The 26,976-nt window shown below is 56.0% G+C and carries 20 protein-coding genes; 8 read left to right on the forward strand and 12 right to left on the reverse strand.

What is annotated here, in order from left to right:
* The first annotated feature begins 219 nt into the window (after positions 1-219).
* On the forward strand, positions 220-1,500 hold the full coding sequence (locus tag LVJ78_RS05425; protein WP_132952417.1) for an MFS transporter: 1,281 nt from the start codon (positions 220-222) through the stop codon (positions 1,498-1,500).
* 78 nt (positions 1,501-1,578) lie between these two features.
* Here the strand turns inward: LVJ78_RS05425 and LVJ78_RS05430 are convergent, their stop codons facing one another.
* Positions 1,579-2,184: a helix-turn-helix domain-containing protein gene (locus LVJ78_RS05430; RefSeq protein WP_132952415.1), complete on the reverse strand. Its 606-nt coding sequence runs from the start codon at positions 2,182-2,184 to the stop codon at positions 1,579-1,581.
* A 175-nt stretch (positions 2,185-2,359) separates the two neighbouring features.
* On the opposite strand from LVJ78_RS05430, the gene lhpI reads away from it, so the two are divergent.
* The 3 genes from lhpI to recD all read left to right on the forward strand — a co-directional run bounded on the left by lhpI (position 2,360) and on the right by recD (position 8,876).
* The gene (gene lhpI / locus LVJ78_RS05435; RefSeq protein ID WP_132952413.1) at positions 2,360-3,301 is read left to right on the forward strand and encodes a bifunctional Delta(1)-pyrroline-2-carboxylate/Delta(1)-piperideine-2-carboxylate reductase; all 942 of its coding nucleotides are present in this window, start codon (positions 2,360-2,362) and stop codon (positions 3,299-3,301) included.
* A gap of 151 nt (positions 3,302-3,452) precedes the next feature.
* Positions 3,453-7,046, forward strand: a complete 3,594-nt coding sequence (gene putA, locus LVJ78_RS05440; protein WP_132952411.1) for a bifunctional proline dehydrogenase/L-glutamate gamma-semialdehyde dehydrogenase PutA — start codon at positions 3,453-3,455, stop codon at positions 7,044-7,046.
* Between the two features lie 90 nt (positions 7,047-7,136).
* Positions 7,137-8,876, forward strand: a complete 1,740-nt coding sequence (recD, locus tag LVJ78_RS05445) for an exodeoxyribonuclease V subunit alpha (RefSeq protein ID WP_132952409.1) — start codon at positions 7,137-7,139, stop codon at positions 8,874-8,876.
* Between the two features lie 611 nt (positions 8,877-9,487).
* Here the strand turns inward: recD and LVJ78_RS05450 are convergent.
* The 3 genes from LVJ78_RS05450 to LVJ78_RS05460 all read right to left on the reverse strand — a co-directional run bounded on the left by LVJ78_RS05450 (position 9,488) and on the right by LVJ78_RS05460 (position 12,252).
* Positions 9,488-11,086 (reverse strand): YdgA family protein, encoded by a 1,599-nt coding sequence (locus tag LVJ78_RS05450; RefSeq protein WP_132952407.1) that lies wholly within the window; start codon positions 11,084-11,086, stop codon positions 9,488-9,490.
* Positions 11,087-11,125: 39 nt separating this feature from the next.
* Positions 11,126-11,380, reverse strand: a complete 255-nt coding sequence (locus tag LVJ78_RS05455; RefSeq protein WP_132952405.1) for a hypothetical protein — start codon at positions 11,378-11,380, stop codon at positions 11,126-11,128.
* A gap of 221 nt (positions 11,381-11,601) precedes the next feature.
* The gene (locus tag LVJ78_RS05460; RefSeq protein ID WP_132952403.1) at positions 11,602-12,252 is read right to left on the reverse strand and encodes a hypothetical protein; all 651 of its coding nucleotides are present in this window, start codon (positions 12,250-12,252) and stop codon (positions 11,602-11,604) included.
* 152 nt (positions 12,253-12,404) lie between these two features.
* Between LVJ78_RS05460 and LVJ78_RS05465 the strand changes: the two genes are divergently transcribed.
* The 3 genes from LVJ78_RS05465 to LVJ78_RS05475 all read left to right on the forward strand — a co-directional run bounded on the left by LVJ78_RS05465 (position 12,405) and on the right by LVJ78_RS05475 (position 14,990).
* Entirely contained in the window at positions 12,405-12,755 is a 351-nt protein-coding gene (locus tag LVJ78_RS05465) for an arsenate reductase (protein WP_132952401.1), read from the forward strand.
* A 3-nt stretch (positions 12,756-12,758) separates the two neighbouring features.
* The gene (locus tag LVJ78_RS05470; protein ID WP_132952399.1) at positions 12,759-13,502 is read left to right on the forward strand and encodes a UDP-2,3-diacylglucosamine diphosphatase; all 744 of its coding nucleotides are present in this window, start codon (positions 12,759-12,761) and stop codon (positions 13,500-13,502) included.
* Positions 13,503-13,748: 246 nt separating this feature from the next.
* The gene (locus LVJ78_RS05475) at positions 13,749-14,990 is read left to right on the forward strand and encodes a calcium-binding protein (protein ID WP_132952397.1); all 1,242 of its coding nucleotides are present in this window, start codon (positions 13,749-13,751) and stop codon (positions 14,988-14,990) included.
* Between the two features lie 54 nt (positions 14,991-15,044).
* Here the strand turns inward: LVJ78_RS05475 and LVJ78_RS05480 are convergent, their stop codons facing one another.
* Complete coding sequence (locus tag LVJ78_RS05480; RefSeq protein ID WP_132952394.1) at positions 15,045-15,389, reverse strand: hypothetical protein; 345 nt, start codon at positions 15,387-15,389, stop codon at positions 15,045-15,047.
* A 154-nt stretch (positions 15,390-15,543) separates the two neighbouring features.
* Here LVJ78_RS05480 and cysG point away from each other — a divergent pair, with 154 nt between their 5' ends.
* Positions 15,544-16,944, forward strand: coding sequence for a siroheme synthase CysG (cysG, locus tag LVJ78_RS05485; RefSeq protein WP_132952392.1), 1,401 nt, complete (start codon positions 15,544-15,546; stop codon positions 16,942-16,944).
* A gap of 343 nt (positions 16,945-17,287) precedes the next feature.
* On the opposite strand, the gene LVJ78_RS05490 is transcribed toward cysG, so the two are convergent.
* From LVJ78_RS05490 to glnD, 7 genes are all read right to left on the reverse strand, one after another.
* Positions 17,288-17,485, reverse strand: coding sequence for a (2Fe-2S)-binding protein (locus LVJ78_RS05490; RefSeq protein WP_132952537.1), 198 nt, complete (start codon positions 17,483-17,485; stop codon positions 17,288-17,290).
* Between the two features lie 224 nt (positions 17,486-17,709).
* A complete protein-coding gene (efp, locus tag LVJ78_RS05495; protein WP_132952390.1) occupies positions 17,710-18,270 on the reverse strand; it encodes an elongation factor P in 561 nt (186 codons plus the stop codon).
* 42 nt (positions 18,271-18,312) lie between these two features.
* A complete protein-coding gene (gene earP / locus LVJ78_RS05500; RefSeq protein WP_132952388.1) occupies positions 18,313-19,479 on the reverse strand; it encodes an elongation factor P maturation arginine rhamnosyltransferase EarP in 1,167 nt (388 codons plus the stop codon).
* A gap of 571 nt (positions 19,480-20,050) precedes the next feature.
* Positions 20,051-21,349, reverse strand: coding sequence for a serine--tRNA ligase (gene serS, locus LVJ78_RS05505; protein WP_132952386.1), 1,299 nt, complete (start codon positions 21,347-21,349; stop codon positions 20,051-20,053).
* A 300-nt stretch (positions 21,350-21,649) separates the two neighbouring features.
* A complete protein-coding gene (locus tag LVJ78_RS05510; RefSeq protein ID WP_132952384.1) occupies positions 21,650-23,815 on the reverse strand; it encodes a heavy metal translocating P-type ATPase in 2,166 nt (721 codons plus the stop codon).
* A 104-nt stretch (positions 23,816-23,919) separates the two neighbouring features.
* Positions 23,920-24,129 (reverse strand): heavy-metal-associated domain-containing protein, encoded by a 210-nt coding sequence (locus tag LVJ78_RS05515; protein ID WP_132952382.1) that lies wholly within the window; start codon positions 24,127-24,129, stop codon positions 23,920-23,922.
* A 234-nt stretch (positions 24,130-24,363) separates the two neighbouring features.
* Positions 24,364-26,922: a [protein-PII] uridylyltransferase gene (gene glnD, locus LVJ78_RS05520; RefSeq protein WP_132952380.1), complete on the reverse strand. Its 2,559-nt coding sequence runs from the start codon at positions 26,920-26,922 to the stop codon at positions 24,364-24,366.
* Positions 26,923-26,976 lie beyond the last annotated feature (54 nt).

Raw genomic sequence — 26,976 nt, forward strand, 5'->3', positions numbered from 1 at the left:
CCGGCCGCAGTTTGTAAAAATGAATGCAAACATTGTACGTGATATTGGCCGTCTGAAAACAGTTTGATGTGTGCAAAAACGATGTGCTTGGAAATGCACGCTCAAGGATAGGCGGCTAAGAAGATATCTGCATATCATCTTAAAATTTTCTTTTAAGAAAATTAAATCTCTTATACAATAATTACACATCTTTAAAAATATAAATGGAGAGGAAGCAAGATGAAAACAGAAACCGTATCCAAGCGGGTGCTTTGGGCCAGCCTGATCGGCAGTTCGATTGAGTGGTTTGATTATTTTCTTTACGGCACGGTGGCCGCTTTGGTGTTTAACCAGCTGTTTTTCCCCGCTGAAGATCCGGCCGTGGGCACCATGCTGGCTTTTGCTTCTTTTGCGCTCTCTTTCTTTATCCGCCCTTTCGGCGGCATTATTTTCAGCCACATCGGCGATCGGATCGGCCGCAAGAAAACCTTGGTGCTCACTTTGGGCTTGATGGGCGGCGCCACGGTGTTGATGGGCTTGCTGCCGACTTATCAGGCCATCGGTATTGCCGCGCCGATTTTGATGGTGCTGCTGCGCTTGGTGCAGGGCTTGGGCATCGGCGGCGAGTGGGGCGGGGCGATGCTGCTGGCGGTGGAATATGCGCCCAAAGAGCGGCGCGGCTTTTTCGGCAGCGTGCCGCAAATGGGCGTGACCATCGGCATGCTTTTGGCCACGCTGGCGCTCACTGTGATGAGCATGCTGCCTGATGATGTGTTTTTATCGTGGGGCTGGCGGGTGCCTTTTGTGCTGAGCGCGGTGCTGGTGTTTGTGGGCTTGTGGATACGCAAAGGCATTGATGAAACGCCTTCGTTTAAGAAAAACCAAGCGGCCGGCAATGTGGTGGCGGTGCCGCTGCTCGAAACGCTCAAACACCACAAGCGCGAGGTGTTGATTGCGGTGGGGGCGAAATTTGTGGAAACCGCGCCTTTTTACATTATGTCGACTTTTATTGTGTATTACGCCACCAAAGAGCTCGGCTTCAGCCGCACACAGGCGCTCAACGCGGTGACCGTGGCCACGGTGGTGACCACACTGCTCATTCCGCTGATGGGCGCGCTCTCCGACAGAATCGGCCGCAAAACGGTGTATATCGCCGGGGTGTTGATGATGATGGCTTATGCTTTTCCCTATTTCTGGCTCTTGCAAACCCGCTCGTTCAGCATGCTGATTCTGGCTACGGTAATCGGTTTGGGCGTGATTTGGGCGCCGACCACGGCGGTGTTGGGCACGATGTTTTCCGAAATTTTCAAAAGCAATGTGCGCTACACCGGCATCACCCTAGGCTATCAAATCGGCGCGGCGCTGGCCGGCGGCACGGCACCTTTGGTGGCCACTTTTCTGCTGGCAAAATTCGATCACTCTTATGTGCCGATTGCGCTTTATATTATTTTCACCGGGCTGGTGTCGCTGGTGGCGATTGCGGCGGTGAGCGAGCGTTCGGGGCGGCAGTTGGATGAATAATCAAAAGGCCGTCTGAAAACGGTTGCAGGTTTCAGACGGCCTTTTTTAAAAAGGTAAGGTGCGATAGCGATTCAAAATCTAAGTGTTTTGCGTGGAATGGGAAGACACCCACAACACTTGCGCCTCTTCTTCACCGGCCACACAGGCGTGCCCCATGGTGCTGTCGAAATAGCAGGCATCGCCGCAGTTGAGCACGATGGGTTGGTAAAAATCGGTGTGCACGGTGATTTGGCCGGCCAGCACATAAATAAACTCTTCACCCTCGTGCTGCAAGAGCGCCGGAAATTCCCGCAGGCTGCGTGCCTTGATGCGGGTGAGCAGCGGCACGAAGCGCTTGTTGCTCAAATCGGCACACAGCGCCTGATAATCGTATTGCTTGGTGCTGTGGGTTCGGGCGCTGCCGGCGCGGGTAACGGCCAGGCGGCCGTTGGGCGTGTGGGCGCTCTCTTCATGAAAAAGCGCGGCAATCGGCACATCCAGCCCGCGGGCGAGCGACACGATTTTTTCGTAAGTGGGCGAGAGCTGCCCTTTTTCGATTTTGGAAAGGGTAGACACGGAAACATCGCTTTTGCGGCTGAGCTGCTGCAAGGTCAAGCCGGCTTTTTTGCGCAAAGCATGCACTTGGCGCGCCAAAAAAAGGCTGCTGTTTTCTGCCGGCAGGTCGGTGTGGGTGCTTGGATTCATAAGGTTTTCGAGGGCGGAAACAAAAGTATGAAATATCGTTAATACATGATTTTATCACAAGCAAAATAGATTATTTATTCTCTTATCAGAGAAAAATACAGCCGATTGTATAAGCTTGCCGAGCATCAATAAATGAAACGAATTTGAAAACACATTTTGATTAAAGGAGAAATGGATGAAAATTTTTGATTATGAAGCCACCGGTGCCGGGCTGCCTTATCCGGCCTTAATCCAAGCCGTGCACACGATGTTTGTGGAAGGCTGCACCGTGCCGCGCCGCCACATTCATGCGCTTGAGAGCGATGATGCTGCGGCCACATTATTGATTATGCCCGCTTGGCAGAAAAACCGCTTTTTGGGCATCAAGCATGTGACCATTTACCCGGAAAACGGCAGTAAACACGGCCTGCCGGGGCTGCATTCCACTTATACTTTGTTTGACGCGCAAAACGGCGTGCCGGTGGCGGTGCTCGACGGCAACCAAATCACCTGCCGCCGCACGGCCGCCGCTTCGGCGCTGGCCGCCGATTATCTGGCGCGCCAAGATGCACAAAGCCTGCTGATTGTGGGCGCGGGCAATGTGGCGCGCGAAATTGCGCCGGCTTATGCCGCCGTGCGCGACATCAAACACGTGCGCATTTGGAATATTGATTTCAACAAAGCCTGCCGCTTGGCCGAAGATTTGCAGCAGCAGGGCTTTCAAGCCGAAGCCGTGGCCGATTTGGAAGCTGCCGTGCGCAGCAGCGACATCATCAGTTGCGCCACTTTATCCACCGCGCCGCTGGTGCAACGGCAATGGCTGCAAAAAGGCGCGCATCTGGATTTGATCGGCAGCTTCAAGCCCGATATGCGCGAATCGGAGGATGCCGTGTTTGCCGACACTTCGGTGTTTGTCGACACCGACGAGGCGCTCGATAAAGCCGGCGATTTGTTGTCGCCGATGGCCGCGGGCGTATTTGTGCGCGAGCAGGTGCGCTCGGATTTGGCCGGCTTGTGCCGCGGCCTGCACCCGGGGCGCACGCGCGCCGATGAAATCACCGTGTATAAAGCCGTGGGCGCGGCTTCTGAAGATTTGGCGGCAGCCATTTTGGTTTATCAGGGCGGCAGTGAACGCTAAATCGAAATGTTCAGACGGCCTCGTTGGGCGGATAAAGATAAAAATGCAAATTATCTGCCGAATGCTGATATGCTGATGTTAATAAACGAATCGTGCCGAGCACTTTGCCGGCCACGCCGATTTGCACGATGAAAGATGATAGAGGATGAATATGTTTGATTTTTCCCACAGCCAATCCGCATTGCGTGATGCCGTTACCGCCGCCTACCGCCGCGATGAAGCCGAGGCGGTGGCCGATATGCTGGTGCAGGCGCAGATGAGCACCGATGAAAAAGCCGCCGCCGAAAAACTGGCGCGCCGTTTGGTGACGCAGGTGCGTGCTAACCGCAGCAAGGCCAGCGGCGTGGATGCGCTGATGCACGAATTTTCTTTGTCGAGCGAAGAGGGCGTGGCGCTGATGTGTTTGGCCGAAGCGCTGCTGCGCATTCCCGATAATGCCACCCGCAATAAGCTGATTCAGGATAAATTATCCGGCGGCAATTGGCAGAGCCATCTCAACCACAGCCCGTCGTTGTTTGTCAACGCCGCCGCCTGGGGCTTGCTGATCACAGGCAAACTCACCGCGGCCAACAGCGGCCAAAACCTCGGCTCGGCGCTCACACGCGTGGTGGGCAAGGGCGGCGAGCCGTTGATACGCAAAGGCGTGGATTATGCCATGCGCCTTCTCGGCAAGCAGTTTGTGACCGGGCAGACCATTGAAGAAGCGCTGAAAAACGGTAAAGAGCGCGAAAAATCGGGCTACCGTTTTTCATTCGATATGCTTGGCGAAGCGGCGATGACGCAGGCCGATGCCGATCGCTATTATCAGGATTATGTGCACGCCATTCACGCCATCGGCAAAGATGCCGCCGGTGCGGGCGTGTATGAGGGCAACGGCATTTCGGTGAAGCTTTCCGCCATTCATCCGCGCTATGTGCGCGCCCAGCACGAGCGCGTGATGGCAGAGCTGCTGCCGCGCCTGAAAGATTTGTTTTTATTGGCCAAACAATACGATATCGGTTTGAACATCGATGCCGAAGAAGCCAACCGGCTCGAATTGTCGCTCGATTTGATGGAAGCGCTGGTGTCCGACCCCGATTTGGCCGGTTTTAACGGCATCGGTTTTGTGGTGCAGGCTTATCAAAAGCGCTGCCCGTTTGTGATTGATTATCTGGTGGATTTGGCACGGCGCAACAAACAAAAGCTGATGATACGCTTGGTGAAAGGCGCGTATTGGGACAGCGAAGTGAAATGGGCGCAGGTGGACGGCCTTGAGGGCTATCCGGTTTACACCCGCAAAGTGCACACCGATGTTTCCTATCTGGCGTGTGCGCGCAAGCTTTTGGCGGCGCAAGATGCGGTGTTTCCGCAATTTGCCACCCACAATGCCTACACCTTGGCGGCGATTTACCAAATGGGCTTGGGCAAAGATTTCGAGCACCAATGCCTGCACGGCATGGGCGAAACCCTGTATGACCAAGTGGTGGGCGAGCAAAACCTAGGCCGCCGCTGCCGCATTTATGCACCGGTAGGCACGCACGAAACGCTGCTGGCCTATTTGGTGCGCCGCTTGCTCGAAAACGGCGCAAATTCTTCATTTGTAAACCAAATCGTAGACGAAAACGTGAGCATCGATGATTTGGTGCAATGCCCGCTCGATGCCGCTGCGCACACGCAGGGCAAAATGCATGCCGCTTTGCCGCTGCCGCGTCATTTGTATGGCAAAGGCCGTCTGAACGCCAAAGGGCTGGACTTGAGCAATGAAGCGGTGTTGAAGCAGCTGGAAGTGCAAATGAATGCCGCTGTGCAGCAAACCGATGCCGCCGCGCCGCTGCTCGCAACAGATGCGCAGGCGGCCGCGGCGCAAGCGGTGCGCAACCCCGCCGATTTTAGCGATATTGTGGGCACGGCCGCTTTTGTGCGGGCCGAAGATGTGGCTGAAATCGTGGCGGCGGCCAAAAGCGTGGAAGCTTCTTGGGCGGCGGTTACGCCGTTTGAGCGGGCTGAAATTTTACGCAATGTGGCTTTGCGTTTTGAAGCCAATATGGCCGAGCTGATGATGCTTGCCGTGCGCGAAGCGGGCAAAACGCTGCAAAACGCGATTGCCGAAGTGCGCGAGGCGGTGGATTTCTGCCGCTATTATGCCGATGAAGCCGAAACCACTTGCGCCGCGCGCGCGCCGCTGGGCACGGTGGCCGCCATCAGCCCGTGGAATTTCCCGCTGGCGATTTTCACCGGCGAAGTGACGGCGGCATTGGCGGCGGGCAATGTGGTGCTGGCCAAGCCGGCCGAGCAAACCACGCTGATTGCCCATTTTGCCGTGCGGCTGATGCACGAAGCGGGCGTGCCGCGCAACGTGTTGCAGCTCTTGCCCGGCGCGGGCGATGTGGGCGCGGCGCTCACGCAAGATGCGCGCATCAACGGCGTGATTTTCACCGGCTCCACCGAAGTGGCGCAGCTGATTAACTGCAATCTTGCCGCCCGTGAAGACAGCCCCGTATTAATCGCCGAAACCGGCGGCATGAATGCGATGATTGTCGATTCCACCGCGCTGGCCGAGCAAGTGTGCGCCGATGTGCTCAATTCCGCTTTCGATTCCGCCGGCCAACGCTGCTCAGCCTTGCGCGTGTTGTGTGTGCAGGAAGAAGTGGCCGATCACATGATTGCCATGATTAAAGGCGCGATGGATGAATGGCGTGTGGGCAATCCTGCGTTGTTAAACACCGATATCGGCCCGGTGATTGATGCCGAGTCGCAGCAAAACCTGCTTGCGCACATCGAGAAAATGAAAAGCGTGGCGCGGGCGCATCATGAAATCGCGCTGCCCGAGGGCGCAGAGCAGGGCACGTTTGTGGCGCCGGTGCTGTTTGAATTGAACAATCTTGATGAATTGCAGCGTGAAGTGTTCGGCCCGGTGCTGCATGTGGTGCGCTATGCGGCCGGCGCGCTGGATGAATTGATTGATCAGATCAACGCCAAAGGTTTTGCGCTCACCCACGGCATCCACAGCCGCATCGACAGCACTGTGGCACACATCTGCCGCCGCATCGAAGCGGGTAATGTGTATGTCAACCGCAATATTGTCGGCGCGGTGGTGGGCGTGCAGCCTTTCGGCGGCCACGGCCTCTCCGGCACCGGCCCCAAAGCCGGCGGCTCTTTTTATCTGCAACGTTTGAGCGCCGGCGCGCCGTGGCAGATGCCTCCGCTTAGCAAAACGGGCGAAGCGGATGAAGCGGCTTTGCAAACCATGGCAAGCCTGCTGGCGCAAATGGGCTTTGGGCACGATGCCAAAGTGCGCTTGTCCGCTGTGCTGGGCGAGAGCCGCGTGCACACTTTGCGGCAGGCCGAAATGCCTTTGCCCGGCCCCACCGGCGAGCGCAACAGCTTGAGCTGGCATGCGCCGCAGCGCGTGTGGCTTTACGGCGGTGATTTGGAAACGGCGTTTGCCGCGCTGATCCGCCTGGCTGCATCAGGCATACGCGTGCAGGTGCTGCCTGTGCATCCGCTGGCCATTTGGCAGGAGCATGCCGGCCAATGGCTGGAAGTGAGCGAAACGCCGTTTGCGGGTGCAAGCCATGTGGTGGCGCTGGAAAATCTGCCCGCCAATATCAAAATGCAGCTCTCGGCGCAGCGCGGTGCGCTGGTGAAAGTGCTGCTGATGCCCGATGGCGTGGATGTGTTGCCGCTGTTTGACGAAATCAGCCGCAGCGTCAACACCACCGCAGCCGGCGGCAACGCCAGCCTGATGGCGATGGCGGAAGGGTGAAACTCGCGCAGTTTGAAACGTGATAAAACGTTATAATGAAAGGCCGTCTGAAAGCGTTCAGACGGCCTTTGCCGATAATGGAATCTGCCGATGACTGTTCATTCAGATGCTGATTTAAACCAGGCCGCCGCCGATGCGGCCTGCTCGTTTTTGCAACACTATGCGCCCGCAGCGGCGCCACTGGCCGTGCCTTATGTGCCGCGCCTGTTTGCCGCTTTGGCGGACGGGCATTCGTTTATTTGGCTGAGCGCGGCAGAAGCAGCGGCTTTGGCCGAAGCGGCGCCGTTGGTGAGCCGTGGCGGCAACACGCCGCTGGTGCTGCTGGAGCGGCGTTTGTTTTTGGGGCGCATGTGGCAGCTCGAGCGTGATTTGGCCGCCCAAATCGCGCGGTTGGCGCAAGCTAAGCTGCCGGCGCCCGATTGGTTGCAGGCGGGGCAGGATTTGCACGATTGGTTTGCACAGGCGGGCAGCGAAGGGCAGAGGGATGCGGCGGCGCTCGCGCTGCTGCAAGCGTTTATGCTCATCAGCGGCGGCCCCGGCACCGGCAAAACCACCACCGTGGCCAAGCTTTTGGCGCTGCTGTGCAACCAAAGCGCCGAACTGCCGCGCATCGCGCTGGCCGCGCCCACCGGCAAAGCGGCGGCGCATATGGCGCGCGCGCTGCATCGGGCGCTGGGCACTTTTGATGCACCCGCTGCGGTGAAGCAGCATTTGTTGCAGCTGCAAGGCCAAACCGTGCACCGGCTCTTAAAGTTGCGTGCGCCGCAAATGCGCCCGCAATTTAATGAAGAGCAGCCGCTGCCTTTGGATATTCTGATTATTGATGAAGCTTCGATGCTGGATATTGCCTTGCTGTTGCAGCTTTTGCGTGCCGTGCCCGATGGCTGCCGCGTGGTATTGCTCGGTGATGAAAACCAGCTGCCTTCGGTGGGCGCAGGTGCGGTGTTGGCGGCGTTGGCGCAGCCCACTTTATTGAGTGAAAACGCGGCAGCGCAATTGCAGGCTATGTTGCCGCAACACGGTTTTCAGACGGCCTTATCGCCGCCGCCTATGTCGCAAAACGTGGCGCGCCTTGTGGTGAGCCACCGCTTTGATGATCAAAGCGGTATAGGCTCGCTGGCGCGCGCGGTGGTGGCGGAAGATGCGGCGCTGGCTTGGGCGCAGTTTGCGCGCTTTCCCGAAGCGCTGGGCGTGTGGCAGGGCAGCCGCCGCGAGCAGGCCGAGGCTTTGTATGCTTTGCACGCGGATTATTGGCAGGCGGTGGCCGGCGGCGATGTGGCAGCGGCTTTTGCCCATCAGGCCGATGCGGTGGTGCTGGCGGCTTGGCGCGATGATGCGGCGGCGTTTAACGAGGCCTATCGGCAATGCCTGCAACGCCACGGCCGCGCCCGTGCCGATGTGCCGTGGTTTGCCGGGCAGATGGTGATGATAGAGCGCAACGATTATGCGCTCAATGTGTTCAACGGCGACATCGGCTTGGTGCTACCGGATAAAGAGAATGCGGGCGCACTTGCCGCCTGGTTTGCCGCAGCCGAGGGCTACCGCAGCATTCCGCTGAGCCGCTTGAGCGCACACAGCCCGGCTTTTGCGATTACCGTGCACAAAAGCCAAGGCTCGGAATACCGTGAAGTGTGGCTGCTGCCGCCGTCGGTGGAAATGCCGCCCGAAAGCGGCGCAGGCTTGAACAAGGCGCTGCTCTACACCGCCATCACCCGCGCGCGCGAACGCTTTGTGTTTTGCGGCAGCCAAGCCGTGTTTCAGACGGCCTGCGGCTTGAATGCGCAACGGCGCAGCGCTTTGCGCGAAATGATGATGCAGCGTTTTGAATGAGGTGCGAGGCCGTCTGAAAGCTTTCAGACGGCCTCTGTGTGTTTGCAGCAGGCGTTACCCAACAAAACCCAAACAGCTCTACATAGTGAAATGCATAGAAAAGTGATACGGCGGGTAGGTTGGGTTGTAAACCCAACAAATCCACAGGCCGTCTGAAACTCTGAGTTTATCAATCCAACCTGCGCTGTGGCAGCATGCCGTTTCGTGTCGCTTTTCTTGTATGCCACTATAAAATCAATTGCTTGGAAAAACTTTGGCTTATACCAATTCAAAAAAATAATATACAAACGGGCAGCCTGTAGGTCGGATTCTCGAATCCGACACTTGTTCGCAGAACAAGACACGCACATTGCTTTGGCCGATGGCCAAACGTCGGATTCGAGAATCCGACCTACGCGGATGATGCTGCCGAACTGCTTTTATTTTGTAAGGTTATTTTTTTGAATTGGCATTACAACCTTGGCGGCCTGGCTCAACCTGCCCATCTGAAAAAAATGCGGGTAATGCTGAAATTTGCAATTGTGCACATAAGCAAATGGCTTAAAAATAAAGCAGGCCGTCTGAAAGGTTTCAGACGGCCTGCTTTATTTTTTCAGACGGCCTCACTCACGTTAAGGCGCCGATGCAGCTTCGGCCGGCGGCGCAGCAAGCTCTTGCTCGGGCAGCAAATCGGCTTCGCTGAATTCGGGCTCGGGCTCGGTTTCAAACACTTTGCCGTTGAGCTTGAGCGTGTTGCCGGCCAAATCGAGCAGGGTGTGGACATTGCCGTTTTTCACATCAACATAGCCATCGGCCTGCATGCTGTTGATGGTGCTTTGCACCATCAGGCGCAAGGTGTCGTTGATGTCTTCCATGCTGGCGCGGCCGGCGGCGGCGTCTTCGGGATTCACGCTGAAAATGCTGCCGGCCTGGCTGATGGCCAGCTGCTCGAGCAATTGTTGCGGCACCTGCATATCGAGCGTGGCGCTGGTTTTTTGAATCATGGCGTTGAAGTCGTTCATATCGGCGGCGCTGAGGCCGTTGAAGCTCAATTGCCCTTTCACCTCCACCGTGCCTTGCGGCATTTTGAAGCTGAAGGTGTTGATTTTCAGCACCGGGTTGTTGGTAAAGAGGCTGGAGGCTTCGTTTTTGGCGGTGTGAATCAGCTCGGCCTGAATGGCTTCGTCGCTCATTTCGGTGCCGGCGATTTGGGCGAGCTTGTCTTTAATCGCTAAAAGGCCTTTGGCATCGAGGTGCTCGGCGGCGATGTGGATATCGAGCGGGCCGTAGTGCTCGTTGCCGTAGGTGAGGTTTTGGAAGCGGAAGCGGCCTTCGCTGTTGATCCATTCGCCGGCTTCGCCGGTTTGGGTGTCAAACTGCAATTGCTCCACCACGATTTGCGAGGGGGCGATGGTGCCGGTGGGGTTGATAAAGGCGCCGATTTGCAGATTGGTGACCAAATTCACCAATTCGTTGAGCTTTACGTTGTAATCGATGCCTTCTTTCCATTGCACCGAGAATTTGCCCAGCGTGAAGCTGCTGTCGCCCAATGACAGGCGGTTGCTGCCGTCGGCGGTGTGGCTGCGGATGTGCAGCTTTTCCAGCACCACATCGCCTTGGTCGGCCAGCTTGGCATGCACCAGCGGGGCGCTGTAGTCGTGGCTGTAGGCGGAAAAGCCGTTTTCATAAGCGGTGGTGCCGCTCAGGCCTTGCCACACGAGCTTGATGCCGGAGAGCTCTTCGTAATCGAAAGCGGGCACGCTCAATTCGATTTCGCCCGCGCCATTGAGATAAACGGTGTTGTTCATCTGCACGGGCGCTTGTGCGCCGAAAAAGCGCGCCAGCACTTTGGCCGCTTCAGGCTGATATTGGAATTCGGTGCGCACACGAGCGCGCACGGGCGTGAGGCTGCCGGCAAACGGGCCGTGGCTGACGTGGTTGATGATGGTGATCGGCTCTTGCAATACCGTTTTGAGGTTGTCGGGCAGATATTGCTGCATATTGTGCAGCAGGCTGGGCTTCAGGCGCACCACGGTGGTTTCGGTGGCACTGAACCAACCGCGCTCGTAGCGGTGCGATTCCACGGTGAGAAAGCTGGCTTGGCTGAGCAGCTTTTGTTGCTCTGCCAAGCTCTCTTCGGCTTTTTTGCCCAGATAATCGGGCAACACGAGCAACACGGCAGCCAAGGCGGCAATCACAATGGCGGCAAGGGCAATCAGGAGCTTTTTCATTGCATCAAACAGGGTAGAAATAAAGCGGCAAGCATAGCATTATTTCGCCGCTTTGTCTTTGCGTGTGCTTTTCAGACGGCCTTGATGCGGCAGGCCGTCTGAAAAATGATAGCCATCCCAAAAAGTCAGTTTGCAAGGCGGGATAACGTTTTGGGTTGTTTTTTTAGGTGTGGTATGCAAGGTGGCGGGCTGCTGGCAGCATGGCAAACGCAGGCGCGATTCGCTTTGTGAAAACAAAATATTATCGTGCGCATCACAAACCAATGCCGTCTGAAACATTTTTTCAGACGGCATTGGTTTGTTTTCCGTATTCTAGGATCTGTTCACAATTCATCTCGTGGCAATCTTTTGGCTCAAAAACGCGCCTGCCGCGTTGAAAATGCTCGCAAGGTGTCCGACCTTGCTGTGCTTTTCGCTTTGCAAGCGCGCTTTTGCGCTCAAAATCTTACGCACGGATGAAATGTGAACAGATCCTAGGCGAGATAACACAGCAAGCTTATCTTTGGGGATGGATATTACTGAAGCTCGCGGATATCGCGCCAGCCTTGGTTGGTTTGCACCAGCGTGGCGGTTTGGGTGCGGGTGTTATCGACTTGCGGCCAATACTCACCGCCTTTTTCCAGCAGCTTTTCCGCCCATTTTTCCGGCCTGAACTCAGCCTCGTAGGAAACTTTGGAAAGGGTCACGCCGTTGGCCGGTGTCGGCTCGGTATACCAATTGATTTTTTCCACGCTCAGGCGGCCGATGCAGAAAAGCGGCCCGCGTGCGCCGGCACGGCTTTGGGCGCTGCCTTTTTCGGTGAGCTCATAGGCGCTGATTTTGATTTTGCCTTTGCCATCGGGCAGGGGCAGGTTTTCGCTGCCGCTGCGTTTGTAGAAACCTTCTTTATCGAGCACACGCATCTGCGCCAACACGTTTTGATTGATGCGTTCACCGTTAAAATCCTGCTCGGCAATCAAAATTTGCGGCGCGCCCAAGCGCACATCGATTTGTGCGCCGCCATCGTGCGGGCTTTGCACGCTGAGCGCCAAGGGCAGGCACACGCCGTTTTCTTCGGCATATTGGTTGATGGCTTTTTTGAATTGCGCGTCACCGGCCTGATTGCCGTTGGAGCAGGCGGCCAAAAGCAGGGCGGCGGCCAGCGCGATGGGGGCGGAACGGGGCATGGTTTTCTCCATAATCTTAAAGTGGGATAGCTGGGTTTCGCTGCCAAAAGCATAGCCTTTTTCAGGCGCGTTTCCAAGCTTTTTACACGAAGCCATGACAAACCTTGCCGCTGCCCTTACAATAGGCCGTCTGAAAGAATAAAGCGCAAAACATGACCACGATTTACGGCATTCCCAATTGCGACACGGTGAAAAAAGCCCGCAATTGGCTGGCAGAGCACGGCATAGCCGCCGAATTTGTCGATTTCAAGAAAGCGCCGCCTGCGCCTGATCTGATTGAAGCCTGGTTGGGCGATATCGATGTGGCGGTGCTGCTCAATAAGCGCGGCACCACTTGGCGCAAGTTGGATGAGGCGCAGCAAGCGCAAGCTGCCACGCGCGAGGGCGCGGTGGCGCTGATGGCGGCGCAACCGAGCCTGATTAAGCGCCCGGTGCTCTCGCAAAACGGCCGCTTTTATGCAGGCTTTCAAGCGGCTCTTTATGAATCTGTTTTTAAAAAATAAACCATGAACACACAAACCATTTTTATTTCTGATCTGCATTTGTCGGCCGATGTGCCGCAATTGAATGCTTTGTTTTTCCAATCGCTGCAAGATTGGCGCGGTAAAATCGATGCGCTTTATATTTTGGGCGATTTTTTCGATGTGTGGGTGGGCGACGACGACGACGGGCCGTTTATCCAAAGCATTAAGGCGGCGCTGGCGGATTTTGCGCAGGCCACGCCGGTGTTTGTGCAGCACGGCAACCGCGATTTTCTGTTGGGTGAAAAATTTGCCGCCGAAAGCGGCATCCGCCTGCTGCCCGAGCAATTTGTGGCCGAGCTTTACGGCAAACCTTATTTATTGGTGCATGGCGATGAATTGTGCAGCGATGATGTGGCTTATCAGCAATTTCGTGCTCAATCGCGCAATCCGATGTGGCAGGCGGCTGTGTTGATGAAGCCTTTGGCCGAGCGGCGCATACTGGCGGGGCAGATCCGCATGATGAGCGAAACCAAAAAAAACGCCGAGGGCAAAAGCGAAATTTCCGATGCCACCGAAGCCGGTGTGCAGGCGCTGTTGGGCAAATACGCCGGCCAAAATATCGAGGTGCTGATTCACGGCCACACCCACCGCCCGGCGGTGCACACGCATGAAATCGACGGTCGCACCCTCACGCGCTATGTGCTGCAAGATTGGGAAGGCGAAACCGGCGGCTATTTGAGCGTGCATGCCGACGGCCGCATCGAAACGGCGCTTTTGCATGCCTGATTCTGTTTGAGCCATCAGCTATAAAAAAACCACCCGATAATCACTCGGGTGGTTTTTTACGCTATTTTTACAGAAAATTTAAGAAAATATTGCACAAATTAAGAAACTACCGCTAGTCAAGTTATTTAACCGCTTTTCTTGTGGCGGGCTGATTTTATTCCAACTGAATTAAACTGGGCGCGATTCGGAAAGGGTTGGTCTTTCCGTGATGGCGATGGTTGTTTATTCTTAATTTGGAGAGATATCATGTTTTATTTCAGCGCGAAGTCGTTTTCCTTTGGCGGCGGCTCGAAGTTTTCTTCGGGCGGCATTTCCTACCCCTCGGGTGGCAGCTATTCTTATGGCGGCGGCAGCTCATGGTGCCCGCCTAAAAAGCCGGTGGTGGTGAATTGCCCGCCGAAAAAATTCGGCTTTGATTTCGGTGCCTTGTTCAAATGCTTTCTGCCGGTTTATTTGTGCCCGCCGACCAAACCGAAACCTGATCCCAAACCTGAACCTAAACCCGATCCGAAACCCTGCGTGGATTGCACCGATGACAATCCGGACAACAGCTTTGGCGGTGTTGATAAAGATCCGGGCAATGTAATCAGAAATCCCAAACCCGATGAATTGGGCGCGATTTACGGCACTAAAGTAAAAGACACCATCTACGGCACCGATGGCGCCGACATCATTTACGGCTTGGAAGGCGCTGATGTGATTTATGCCGGTAACGGCAACGATATTGTGTATGGCGGCGCCAACGGCGACACCATTTACGGTGGCTACGGCAACGATACGCTTTATGGCCAAGACGGCAATGATTACCTCAATGGCAATCAAGGTCACGATAAACTTTATGGCGGCAAGGGCGATGATATCTACATGATTCAGTTTGAGCCTGATGAAATCATCGAATTGCCCGGTGAAGGCACCGACACCGTGCGCTCTTTCCTTGACTATACTTTGCCCGACAATGTTGAAAATCTGATTTTGATGAGCGATCAAAATCTCAATGGTACCGGTAATGAGCTGAACAACGTGATTACCGGCAACAGCGGCAACAATACGCTCAAAGGCATGGACGGCAACGATATGCTGTTTGGCAAAGATGGCAACGACAAGCTCTACGGCGGCAACGGTGATGATTACCTCGACGGCGGCAATGGCAACGATTACCTCAACGGCGGCGAGGGCAGCGACACTTATGTGTTTGACCTGTGCGACAGCCGCGACATCATCTGCGATTACGACAGCACCGGCAAGAGCCATGATGTGTTGCAGTTTGGCGAAGGTATCAAAGCTTCCGATTTGGGCTTCAGCCGCAGCGGCAGCGATTTGCTGATTACTGTGGATTCGAAAAACAGCGTAACCGTGGAAAACTGGTTTAAAGGCAGCGCCTACCGCCTGGAAGAATTCTCGTTTACCGAAACCAACACTTCTTGGGACAGCTCGGCTATTTCCAAAGCCATCCAAGAGCAAATTCCGCAAACCCACGGCTTGATTTAATCTGCCCGGTTTGATGCGAGAGGCCGTCTGAATATTCAGACGGCCTTTTTTTCTTTAAGGATATTTGCGGCATTTGATCTCGCGGTCGGTGCAAAACATGGCGTTTTGCTCGGCTGCGCAAGCCTTGCGGGCCTGTTGGCGGGCCAGGCCTTCGTTGGTGGCGGTGCCCTCGTAATTGTGGCCGAACACTGACACATTGCAGGCATACACCGGCGCTTTGCTTTGACGGTTTTCAATAATAATGTGTTGCGCCCGGGTTTGCTGCTCGAGCTGGCGCACACGTTCGCTCAATTCGGCTACTTGGCGTTCGAGCCGCTCGATGCGGCTGTCGGCCGATGCGGCCATGGGAAAAGAGGCGGCCATTGCCGCCATCAGCAGGATGGGCAGATATTTTTTCATGGCAGTGAATCCGTTTAGAAATGTTACATCATAACATTATATTGACTTGATTTGGCGGCCATATAACCAAACACCATAAACAAAGCAAAAACGATTCTTTTTGTTTTCTTTCAGACGGCCTTACTATCCTTGCTATCTCAACAAGGAAACCATCATGAGCCATTATCCGATTTTTGCCGATTTAAACCGCCGCGCCGTGTTGCTGGCAGGCGCGGGGCAGGTGGCTGAGCGCAAGGCCGAGAGTTTGCTGCATGCAGGCGCTGCGCTGCGGGTGGTGGCGGCAGAATTAAACCCGCGCTTTCAGGGCTGGTTGCAGCAAGGCCGCATCGAATGGTTGGGCAAAGATTTTCAGACGGCCTTTTTAAACGATGTGTTTCTCGTGGTGGCGGCTACTGACGATGAAGCTTTAAACCGGCGCATTTTCCAGGCTGCGGAAAAGCAGGGCAAATTGTGCAACACGGTCGACAATCAGGCTTTGTGTTCGTTTATCGTGCCGGCCGTGATCGACCGCAGCCCGATACAGATTGCGGTGTCGAGCGGCGGTGCATCGCCGGTGCTGGCGCGTTTGTGGCGACAGAAAATCGAAACCTTGATTCCGGCGTACACCGGCAAAATGGCCGCCCTGGCCGGCGCTTGGCGCACGCGCGTGAAGGCCGGCATCAAAGGGCTGAGCAATCGGCGGCGCTTTTGGGAACAATTATTTGCCAGCCGCTTCGATACTTTGGTGGCGCAGGGCAACGAAGCGGCCGCTGAGGCGGAATTTGCCCGCCAATTGGCAGGCTATCGGCCGCAGCAGGGCGAAGTGGTGCTGGTGGGGGCGGGGCCGGGCGACGCCGGTTTGCTGACGCTGCACGCCCTGCAAGCGATGCAGGCGGCCGATGTGGTGCTGTATGACGCTTTGGTGTCGGACGAAATTCTGGCCTTGGTGCGCAAAGATGCCGATAAAATCAGCGTGGGCAAGCGCGCCGGTGCGCATCATGTGCAGCAGGAAGAAACCAACCGCCTGCTGCTGCATTATGCACAACAGGGCAAGCGCGTGGTGCGGCTCAAGGGCGGCGATCCGTTTGTGTTCGGGCGCGGCGGCGAAGAGGCGCAGGCCTTGGCGGCGGCCGAGGTGCCGTTTCGCATCGTGCCGGGCATCACCGCCGCGCTGGGCGCCACCGCTTATGCGGGCATACCGCTCACCCATCGCGATTATGCGCAAACTGCGCTCTTTATCACCGGCCACTGCCGCCCCGACGGCGATGGTCTGCAATGGCAAACGCTGGCGCGCGGCAAACAAACGCTGGTGATTTATATGGGCACGGTGAAGGCCGGCGAAATCGCGGCGCAATTGATGGCACACGGCCGCGCCGCCGACACGCCGGTGGCGGTGGTGTCCAACGGCACGCTGGCCAAACAAAGCGTGCAAATCGGCCGCCTCGCCGATTTGGCCGCCATGGCCGAGCGCGCGCCGCGCCCGGCGCTGATGATTATCGGCGAAGTGGTGGCCTTGCGTGATGAATTGCGCTGGTTTAGTGAGGGTTTGATCGAAACAGCGGTGAAAGCAGCTTGAAGCGTATTCAAAAGATAAGCTTATTGCGATCCGCTCTTTGAATGCGGTACGCAAATGCCGTCTGAAAAAAGGGTTTCAGACGGCATTTGTGTGCCATGCGTACGATTACGCTTTGTTTTGACAAAGCTAATCGTACCTACGGTTTGCTGAAATGTGCAAAACAATGCCGTTTGAAAAAGGGCTTCAGACGGCATTTGTGTGGCATGCGTACGATTACGCTTTGCTTTGGCAAAGCTAATCGTACCTACGGTTTGCTACGGTTTGCTTGAATGTGCAAAACAAAACAATGCCGTCTGAAACGTTCAGACGGCATTGATAAAATAATAGAATCAGCCTGGAAGCATCAGCTTTGCACGTTGATGCCGGCGGTGATCTGATTTTGGCTGGTGCTGTTTAAAAATGAGGAAGCCAAATCGCTGCAGCAGCCGCAGCAGGTGGCCACGCCCAATTGGGCTTGCAAATCACCCAGCGTGCTGGCGCCGGCGGCAACGGTTTCTTGAATTTGGCGGTCGGTGATCGCATTGCAGATGCAGACAAACATCATGTGCTCCTTTTGCTCTCGAATAGGAATGAGAGTAAATATTATTTGTTTGTGCGAATATAAATGCAAACCGTTTCTATTGCAAGCATTAAAAATGTAAATAATGCGATAAGGATGAGAAATTTACATTTGCAAACGATTCTTTTTCAAGGGCGCGGCAAAATGCGTGAAAAAGGCCGTCTGAAATGTTCAGACGGCCTCTTGTTAATGTGCAAGAGCGGGCATTATGCGCGTTTGCGGAATTCGCCGGTGCGGGTATCGATTTCGATTTTGTCGCCGTTTTCCACATAAGACATCACTTGCACTTCGGTGCCGCCGATCAGGCGGGCGGTTTTCATCACTTTGCCCGAAGTGTCGCCTTTTACCGCAGGCTCGGTGTATTCCACTTCGCGCACGATGATGGTGGGCAGCTCCACAGAAATGGGGTTGCCTTCGTAGAAGGTTACTTCGCAGATGTCTTCCATGCCGTCTACGATGAATTTCAGGCTATCGCCGATGTTTTCGGCTTCGATTTCGTATTGGTTGAATTCTTCATCCATAAAGACATACATCGGGTCGGCAAAATAGCTGTAGGTGCAGTTTTTGCGCGCCAAAATCACCACGTCGAATTTGTCGTCGGCTTTGTAGATTGATTCGGTGGCCGCGCCGGTGAGCAGGTTTTTCAGCTTCATGCTCACTTTGGCTGAGCTGCGGCCGCCTTTGAGGTATTCGGTTTTCTGCACCACCATCGGGTCGCTGCCCACCATAAATACGTTGCCTGAGCGTAATTCTTGTGCCGTTTTCATTTGTGTGTTTCCAATCAAAAAAGTGTCGTTAAAATAAACGCGTTATTTTAGCTTATCTTGGATAAAGTTGGCTAGTTTTTCGGTGGCGGCCGGCTGGGTGCGCAAGCTTTGCTGCCAGCCCTCAGCGGCTTGCTGCCAGGCGGGCAAATGGTTTTGTAGGGCTTGCCAGGCGGCCAGGCGCGCGGCGACATCAAGCGCGGCGGCACCGTTTAATTCATCCGACAAAGCGCGGTGGGCGGCGCGCACTTGGGGCGGATAGTGCGTATAGGCGCGTTGCCAAAAAGCATGCAGCTTATCCAGATGCGCCATTTCGTCTTGCGGGTAGATGTGCCAGAAAAAAGGCTTGGCGGCCCATTGCGCGCGCACAAAGCTGTCTTCGCCGCGGATAATTAAGCCATCTGCCAGCGCGAGCAGGCGGTCGAAATCGTGTTGCGGCACAAAAGGCAACCGCACCAGCTCAACGCAGGCCGTCTGAAAGCAATCGCCGGGCTGTTGCAGCGCATCAGCGGGAATCACGCGGGCTTGTTGCAGACTCTCGATGATTTCTTTGCCGGCCACAAGCAGCCGGATGGGCGCGCCGGCCTGCTGCCACATTTCAAACCATTGCGCCCATATCGGGCTGCGGTAGCCGAACAGCAGCCATTCGGGGCGGTTTTTTTGCGGCAGGCCGAGGCGGCGGCGCAGCTCGGGTAGGCCGCTCTGGCTGCGTTCGGCATAATCGGCTTCGCGCAAGAGGCCGCCGCTTTTTTCGCTGAAGCCCATAAACCAGAAATATTTCTGCAAACCGTCGGCTTGCAGTGAGGGGCGGGCGTGCAGCGCTTCGTGGGCGGCTTCGGCGCTGAGGTATTCCCAGTTGAGCCACAAAGGCTGCGTTTGACGCATTATCTCCACCACATCGGCGGATAGATCGCAGCCAAAGGTTTCGATCACAATTTGCGGCGCGGGTGCGCGCGCTAAGCCTTCGGCCTGCCTGCCTGCCTGCCAACGGCGCACCACAATGTTTTCATGTGTGCAGGGCGGGGAGGGCAGGCCGGGGCTGAGCGCACGCAGCGCGGCTTCATCGTCGAGCCACAAATGCACTTGCCAGCCGAGCTCGCGTTGCAGGATTTGCGCCAGCCGCCACGACACGCCGATGTCGCCATAGTTGTCGATTACGCTGCAAAACAGCCAGCATATCGGTGCGGTTTTTCTTTCAGACGGCCTTTTCATTTGATGGGATTCCGTTAAATCTTTGACGGGCAAGGTTTTACGCCAAGCTTGGGTTTTGTCAAGCCCGAAAGTTGAAAAATTATTTGCTTATCCACATTGACAAAAAACAAAAATCCGACAGTCATAAAACATACTCATATTTTGCTTGACAAGCCTGTCTATCATTTAAGTGGTTGATTTTTATTTATTTTAATAAAAGGCTTGATTTTTGTGCAATAAAACTGCAATGCCTGATTTTACGGGGAAAACGGCAGCAGTTCACATGCTGTCCACAATGTTATCCACAGCTTTTGTGGGTAAGCGCGGGAAGGGTTGTATTGCTTGAATTTAGTTGTTTGTCATGTTGAAAATAGGGTTAAGGCTCTAATTATAGCGTGCGGAAAACGGCGGCAGGTGTGATGGTTTCTGAGCAGCCCGGGTGGGTTGGAAAGGTTGCTGCCGGCAGGCGGGTTTTGCATTTTCCTGTGCGGATGAAAAAAGCCGGGGTGCGTTGCATATTGCATTGCACCCCGGTTGCCGTTTTCAATTTTGTGCCGCTTTGGCGAAGCCGGCCGGCTTATTCAGGCCGAAATCAGTCGGCCGCTGCCAATTTCTGCACACCGCCCAGATAAGGTTGCAGCGCGGCGGGGATATTGATGCTGCCATCGGCATTTTGGTGGTTTTCCAGCACCGCCACCAAGGTGCGGCCCACCGCCAGGCCGGAGCCGTTGAGCGTGTGCAGCAGGCGGTTTTTGCCCTCTTCGTCTTTAAAGCGCGCCCTCATGCGGCGGGCTTGGAAATCTTCGCAGTTGGAGCAGCTGGAAATTTCGCGGTAGGTGTGTTGCGCAGGCACCCACACTTCTAAATCGTAGGTTTTGGTTGCGCCAAAGCCCATGTCGCCGGTGCACAAGGTTATTACGCGATAGGGCAATTCGAGCAGCTGGAGGATTTTTTCGGCATGCCCCACCATTTCTTCGAGCGCATCGTAAGATTGCTCGGGGCGCACGATTTGCACCATTTCCACTTTGTCAAACTGATGCTGGCGGATGAGGCCGCGCACGTCTTTGCCGTAGGCGCCGGCTTCGGAGCGAAAGCAAGGCGAGTGGGCGGTGAGCTTGAGCGGCAATTCGGCGGCAGCCAAAATGCGCTCGCGCACGGTGTTGGTGAGGGTAACTTCCGCCGTGGGAATCAGGTATTGGGTGAGCTTGCTCTCATCGCCGCCACGGGTAACGTGAAACAGATCTTCGCCGAATTTGGGCAGCTGGCCGGTGCCGAAAAGGGTGTTGTCGTTGACGATATAAGGGGTGTAGTGCTCGAGATAGCCGTGTTGCAACGTGTGGGTGTCGAGCATAAATTGCGCCAGCGCGCGGTGCAGGCGGGCGATTTGGCCTTTCATCACGGTGAAGCGCGCGCCGGAGAGCGCGGCGCCGGTTTCGAAATCCAGCCCCAAGGGCGCGCCCAAATCCACATGGTCTTTCACTTCGAAATCGAAATCGCGCGGTGCGCCCACTTTGCGCACTTCCACATTGTCGGTTTCGTCTTTGCCCAGCGGCACGCTTTCGTGCGGCAGATTGGGTATGCCCATCAGCCATTCGTCGAGATCGGCCTGCACGGCTTGGTATTCGGCTTCGGTTTGCTCGAGGCGGCTTTTGATTTGCGCCACTTCGGCCATGGCCGCTTCGGCTTCTGCGTGTTTGCCCTGGCCTTTGAGCTGGCCGATTTGCTTGGAGGCGCTGTTGCGCGCGGCTTGAAGGGTTTCGGTTTGAACTTGCAGCGCTTTGCGTGCGGTTTCGATTTGTTCGAAACGTGCGCTGTCGAATGTATAGCCGCGTGCAGCCAGGCGCGCGGCCACGGCGGCGGTGTCGTTGCGGAGAAGTTGGATGTCTAGCATGGTGGTTTCCGTGTGGATAAAGGTTGCAATCAGAATGGCGCTATTGTAAACCAAATCGGCAGATTTTAGGCCGTCTGAACGCGTTCAGACGGCCTAAAATCCATTAGGGTCTGTTCACAATTCATCTCGTGGCAATCTTTTGGCTCAAAAACGCGCCTGCCGCGTTGAAAATGCTCGCAAGGTGTCCAACCTTGCTGCGCTTTTCGCCTTGCAAACGCGCTTTTTCGCTCAAAATCTTACGCACGGATGAAATGTGAACAGACCCTAAGGTTGAAATGTGAACTGCTTTCTTATGCCTGATTAATCGATTTTCACCCGCTTCAGGCGCATGGCATTGCCCAATACCGAAATCGAACTGAGCGCCATGGCCGCGCCGGCAAGCACGGGGCTGAGCAGGCCGAAGGCGGCCAGCGGAATGCCCAATGTGTTGTAGAAAAAGGCGAAAAAGAGGTTTTGCTTGATGTTTTTCATGGTGGCTTGCGACACCAGCAAAGCATCGACCATTTGGTTGACCGAATGCTGCATCAGCGTGGCCGAGGCGGTGTGTTCGGCCACATCGGCACCGCCTTTCATGGCAAAGCTCACATCGGCGGCGGCCAGCGCGGGCGCATCGTTGATGCCGTCGCCCACCATGGCCACCACTTTGCCCTCGCTTTTGAGCGCGGCCACGGCGGCGGCTTTGTCGCGCGGGCTCATATTGCCTTGGGCATGCTCGATGCCGAGCTTGCCGGCGATATATTGCACCACGCCTTGATGGTCGCCGCTCATCACATACACATCGATATGGTGCGCTTTCAGACGGCTTATCGCTTGGGCGCTGTCGGCTTTCAATTCATCGGCCAGTGCAAAAGCGCCGATGGGCACATCATCGGCCGACACGGCCACAATGCTGGCAATCTGCCACACTTCGCCCAAATCGTCGGGCAGCTGCACATGGCAATAATCGGGCTTGCCCACTTTCACGCGGCCGATGCCGGCCACATCGGCATACACGCCCGCGCCGGGCTCGGTTTGCGCCTCTTCGGCGGCCGGAATATCGAGCTTGCGCGCAAACGCGGCCTGCACAATGGCGTTGGCCAGCGGGTGGGTGGCGTTCATTTCCACCGCTGCGGCGGCGGCGAGCAAGGCGTTTTCATCAAACGTGCCGTTTTCAGGCAGCCAGATAGCAGCCACTTGGGGCTTGCCCTCGGTGAGCGTGCCGGTTTTGTCGAGAATCACCGTGTTTACCTTGCTGGCGCGCTCCATTGCGGCGGCATCTTTAAACCAAATGCCGCGTTTCACCGCCTGCCCCATGCCCACCATAATCGCCGCCGGCGTGGCCAGCCCCAGCGCACACGGGCAGGCAATCACCAGCACCGCCACAGCATGCATCAAGCCGCTGCTCCAGCTGCCGGTGACAAGCCAAGTGATGGCAAATGTGGCCAGCGCAATCACCACCACCACCGGCACAAACACACCGGCCACTTTGTCGGCAATGCGCGCAATCGGCGCTTTGCTGCCTTGCGCTTCGGAGAGCGCGGCCATCATGTCGCCGAGCAAGGTATGGCTGCCCAGCTGCTCGGCCCGATATTGCACGCTGCCATCGGTGATCATCGCGCCGGCGAGCACTTGGCTGCCTTCGCGCTTGCTTTGCGGCTGCGATTCGCCGGTGAGGTGGCTTTCATCTGCCCAGCCGCTGCCGGTGATCACCATGCCGTCGGCAGCAATGCGCTCGCCGTGGTTGGCGCGCAAAATATCGCCGATTTGCACTTGGTCCAGCGGCAGATTTTGCCAATGGCCGTCGCGCTGCACGCTCACTTGCGCAGGGGTGAGCTTGAGCAGCAGCCCCAAGCTGTTGAGGCTTTGCTTTTTAGCCCGCTGCTCCAAGTATTTGCCGAGGCTCACAAAGCCGATAATCATCACGCCGGCTTCGAAATACACATGCGACATGCCGTCGTGGCCTAAGTTTTGGTGGTAAAACATCATAAACGCCGAATAAGCGTAAATCGACACCGTGCCCAGCGTGACCAGCACATCCATATTGGCCAGGCCGCCTTTTATCGAGGCCCACGCGCCTTTGTAAAACGGCCACGCCAGCCACAATTGCACCACGCTGGCGAGTGCAAACTGCACCATGGCCGGCATCATCCATTCGTGATGCCCGCTCATCATGCCGACCATGCCGATTAAAAACGGGATATTGATGAGAATGAGCAACCACAAGCGCCAGCCCAATTGGGTGCTCGAGGTGATGTCGGGCTGCGCGCCATCGGTGTGCAGGGTGGCTTTATAGCCGGTTTTCTCGATGATTTGGGCGATTGCTTCGGGCGAGGTTTTGCTGCTGTCGAATGTGATCTGCGCATCTTCGCTGGCAAAGTTCACACCGGCTTCGCTGATGAAATCTTTTTTGTTGAGCACTTTTTCAATGCGGCTGGCACAGGCCTGGCAAGTCATGCCTTCGATATCGAAACGGGCTTTTTGCTGCATGACGGTTTTCCTTTCACATAAATGTTTCAGACGGCCTGCAATAAAATGAAGGCCGTCTGAAAAGCGTTTGCTCGGTTTGATGCTTGGCTTGAAAAGTGTTGGCTTTACAAAGAAGCATCGTAGCCGGCATCTTCCACGGCTTCGAGTAGGGCGGCGGCATCGGTTTTGCTCGAGTCAAAGCGGATTTCAGCGTTTTTGTTTTCCAAGCTGACCTTGGCATCAATCACGCCGTTTACCGCCAAAAGCGCATTAGTGGCGCTTTTAACGCAGCCGCCGCAAGTCATGCCGTCGATGTGGAGGGTGAGGGTTTGCATGGTTGTGCTCCTGAAAAATTTGAACGATGCTGCCACTATAAACCTTGACGCGGGGTGAAGGTCAAGCCTTGTTGCGGATGATTGTGCAAGAGGCCGTCTGAACGCTTTCAGGCTTTCATACCAATCCAAAAAAATAACCTGACTTCGTTGTCTCGCCTTGCCGTACGTTTGTACTGTCTGCGGCTCGCCGCCTTGTTAGCTTACTTTTTTGAATGGGTATCAGACGGCCTGACATCACACGCTCAATTGCTCAAACAAAGCCTGCTTCAAGGCGAGCTGCTTTTTCGGGTTGTCGAGCTCGGGGCTGTAGAGCACGAAGCTGTCTTCCACGCGCTCGTCGAGCGTGGCGATTTTGGCGTAGCGCAGGCTGATGTTTTTATCGGAAAACACTTCGGCGATGTTGGCCAGCAGATAGGGGCGGTTAACCGCCACCAATTCGAGCGTATACCAGCCCGGGCGGTCTTCTTCGGGCATTAGCACAATGCGCGGCGAAATCGGCAGATGGCGGCTGCGCCGGCTGCGTATGCCGCAAGTGGCGCCGTCTTCGGCGTGGTGGCCGTGGATGAAATTGTTGAGCTCGGCCTCAAGCGCGCTTTGGATATAGGCATAGTCGGTGCGGTGGTGGCGGGCGGGAATCTGCACGATAAAGGTGTCGAGAATGTAGTTATTCTCGGTGATGTAGGCGCGGGCAGAGAGAATATTGAGCTCGTGATGGCCGAAAATGCGGCACAGGCGGGCGAATAATTTATCGGCATTGGGCATAAACACCATCACCTGCAAGGTGTTGGTGTCGGGCAGCAGGCGGCTGCGTGCCTGTGCGCGCTCGGTGTTGTGCACCAGATTGGCGGTGTGCCAGAGCACTTCCTGCAATTCGTGGCGCACGAAATAAGCCGGCCCCAAAGCCTGCCACAATTGCTTTTGCGGCTTTTCGGGCGTGCCGGTGTGGTGCAGCAATTCGAGCGCGCTTTGCTGGCGGCGGCTCACCACCACGGCGCGGTTGCTGCCTTCGCCGGCCAGATAGCGGCCGGCGGCGTGAAAAAGGTTTTGCAGCAGGTTGGCTTTCCAGTCGTTCCACAATTTGGGGTTGGTGCCGCGGATATCGGCCACGGTGAGCAGGTAAAGCGCGGTGAGCCGCTCTTGCGTTTGCACGCGTGCGCAAAAGCGCTCGATCACAACCGGGTCTTGAATGTCTTCTTTTTGGGCGGTTGAGGACATCAATAAATGGTCTTCCACCAGCCAAGCGAGCAGGTTTTGCTCTTCATCGCTCAAAAAATGATCGGCGGCAAAGCGGCGCGCATCTTCAATGCCTTGCACGGCATGGTCGCCGCCGCGGCCTTTGGCGATGTCGTGAAAGAGGGCGGCCAGATAGAGAATATAGGGCTTGTCAAACGAATGCATTAGTGCTGCGGCCACCGGCAATTCGTGGCTGTGGGCATCCATCGCCAGCCGGCGCATATTGCGCAACACCATCAAAATATGGTCGTCCACCGGGTAAATGTGGAATAAATCGTGTTGCAGCAGGCCGACGATTTTGCCCCAGGCCGGCAGATAGCGGCCGAGCACGCCATAAAGGTTGAGAAAGCGCGCCACATGGGTGAGCCCGCTGCCTTGTTTGAAAAAGCCGATGAAATATTCGCGGTTGGCCGGGTTGTCGTAAAAAGCGCGGTTGATTTTTTGCGAAGCGGCCCACCAGGCGCGCAGCGTTTGCGGCGCGAGCGCGGTGAGGTCGTTGCGGCTTTGCAAAAGGGCGATCACCTTGAAAATATGCGTGGGCGATTCGATAAACAGTTTTTTATTTTTGGCGGCGATTTGGTCACCCACTTGGTAATAATCGTCATCAATATCATACACAATGCGCGGCAGCCGCGAATACACGCGCCCGCGCAGCATGGGCAGCAAAATGCCGTTGAGCTGCTTCACGGTTTTGGTGGCGCGATAGAGCGCGCGCATCAGCTTTTCGCTTTTGATGTGTTGCTTGTCGCTGTGCATGCCCATGTTTTCGGCCACCTGGCTTTGCAGGTCGAAAATCAGCCGGTCTTCTGCGCGGCCGGCGGTGAGGTGCAGATCAATGCGGATTTTGGCCAATTGTTTGTGGCTGTTCATCAGCAATCCGGCTTCGGCGCGGGTGATGATGCGCTGCTGGATAAGCGTGTGCACATCGGCTTCAAGCCCTTGCGCTTTGGCCAGCCACAGCATGGTGTGGATGTCGCGCAGGCCGCCGGGGCAGGTTTTCACATTCGGCTCAAGCACCGCGCCCGAGCCTTGCGCTTTGGCATGGCGCTGCTGCATTTCCACAAGCTTGGCTTCCACAAAAGCCGCAGTGTCGCGCTGCAGGCTCAAGCGGCGCAGCATCTGCTCGGCCACCACATGGCTGCCGCAGATAAAGCGCGCTTCGAGAAAAGCGGTGTCGCCGGTGATGTCGTCTGCCGCGCTGGCGCACAATTCTTCGATGCTGCCCACTTTAACCGCCGGCGCCAACTGCATATCCCACAGGCTTTGCACAAAAAGCGCGATTTGCTCCTGCTCGAGCTCATCCAGCGGCTCGGGCGACACAATGGCCAAATCCAAATCGGAATAAGGATACATTTCATCGCGCCCGAAGCCGCCGGTGGCCAAGAGGCATAGGCGGCCGGCACCGAATATTTCCAGCCACAGCGCACCCAACGCGGTTTCGATGGCTCTGCCGTAGGCATCGAAAAACACCATCGGCTGGCGGTGGACGCGGTAGGCGGCGATGGCTTGCTGCTTTTTGAAGCGCAAATCTTGTGCGGCAGACTGAATAAGGGTTTGCATGGTGAATCCTGTTTGAAATAGGCAAAACAGACAACAAAACAAGGCGCGGTTGCA

The organism is Uruburuella suis, assembly GCF_022870845.1.
Taxonomy (GTDB): Bacteria; Pseudomonadota; Gammaproteobacteria; order Burkholderiales; family Neisseriaceae; genus Neisseria; species Neisseria suis.

What these genes read in the sequence shown, in the direction of transcription:
- LVJ78_RS05425 (WP_132952417.1), top strand. Translation starts at nt 220, where the DNA reads ATGAAAACAGAAACCGTATCCAAGCGGGTGCTTTGGGCCAGCCTGATC.
- LVJ78_RS05430 (WP_132952415.1), bottom strand. Translation starts at nt 2,184, where the DNA reads ATGAATCCAAGCACCCACACCGACCTGCCGGCAGAAAACAGCAGCCTT.
- lhpI (WP_132952413.1), top strand. Translation starts at nt 2,360, where the DNA reads ATGAAAATTTTTGATTATGAAGCCACCGGTGCCGGGCTGCCTTATCCG.
- putA (WP_132952411.1), top strand. Translation starts at nt 3,453, where the DNA reads ATGTTTGATTTTTCCCACAGCCAATCCGCATTGCGTGATGCCGTTACC.
- recD (WP_132952409.1), top strand. Translation starts at nt 7,137, where the DNA reads ATGACTGTTCATTCAGATGCTGATTTAAACCAGGCCGCCGCCGATGCG.
- LVJ78_RS05450 (WP_132952407.1), bottom strand. Translation starts at nt 11,086, where the DNA reads ATGAAAAAGCTCCTGATTGCCCTTGCCGCCATTGTGATTGCCGCCTTG.
- LVJ78_RS05455 (WP_132952405.1), bottom strand. Translation starts at nt 11,380, where the DNA reads ATGCCGTCTGAAAAAATGTTTCAGACGGCATTGGTTTGTGATGCGCAC.
- LVJ78_RS05460 (WP_132952403.1), bottom strand. Translation starts at nt 12,252, where the DNA reads ATGCCCCGTTCCGCCCCCATCGCGCTGGCCGCCGCCCTGCTTTTGGCC.
- LVJ78_RS05465 (WP_132952401.1), top strand. Translation starts at nt 12,405, where the DNA reads ATGACCACGATTTACGGCATTCCCAATTGCGACACGGTGAAAAAAGCC.
- LVJ78_RS05470 (WP_132952399.1), top strand. Translation starts at nt 12,759, where the DNA reads ATGAACACACAAACCATTTTTATTTCTGATCTGCATTTGTCGGCCGAT.
- LVJ78_RS05475 (WP_132952397.1), top strand. Translation starts at nt 13,749, where the DNA reads ATGTTTTATTTCAGCGCGAAGTCGTTTTCCTTTGGCGGCGGCTCGAAG.
- LVJ78_RS05480 (WP_132952394.1), bottom strand. Translation starts at nt 15,389, where the DNA reads ATGAAAAAATATCTGCCCATCCTGCTGATGGCGGCAATGGCCGCCTCT.
- cysG (WP_132952392.1), top strand. Translation starts at nt 15,544, where the DNA reads ATGAGCCATTATCCGATTTTTGCCGATTTAAACCGCCGCGCCGTGTTG.
- LVJ78_RS05490 (WP_132952537.1), bottom strand. Translation starts at nt 17,485, where the DNA reads ATGTTTGTCTGCATCTGCAATGCGATCACCGACCGCCAAATTCAAGAA.
- efp (WP_132952390.1), bottom strand. Translation starts at nt 18,270, where the DNA reads ATGAAAACGGCACAAGAATTACGCTCAGGCAACGTATTTATGGTGGGC.
- earP (WP_132952388.1), bottom strand. Translation starts at nt 19,479, where the DNA reads ATGAAAAGGCCGTCTGAAAGAAAAACCGCACCGATATGCTGGCTGTTT.
- serS (WP_132952386.1), bottom strand. Translation starts at nt 21,349, where the DNA reads ATGCTAGACATCCAACTTCTCCGCAACGACACCGCCGCCGTGGCCGCG.
- LVJ78_RS05510 (WP_132952384.1), bottom strand. Translation starts at nt 23,815, where the DNA reads ATGCAGCAAAAAGCCCGTTTCGATATCGAAGGCATGACTTGCCAGGCC.
- LVJ78_RS05515 (WP_132952382.1), bottom strand. Translation starts at nt 24,129, where the DNA reads ATGCAAACCCTCACCCTCCACATCGACGGCATGACTTGCGGCGGCTGC.
- glnD (WP_132952380.1), bottom strand. Translation starts at nt 26,922, where the DNA reads ATGCAAACCCTTATTCAGTCTGCCGCACAAGATTTGCGCTTCAAAAAG.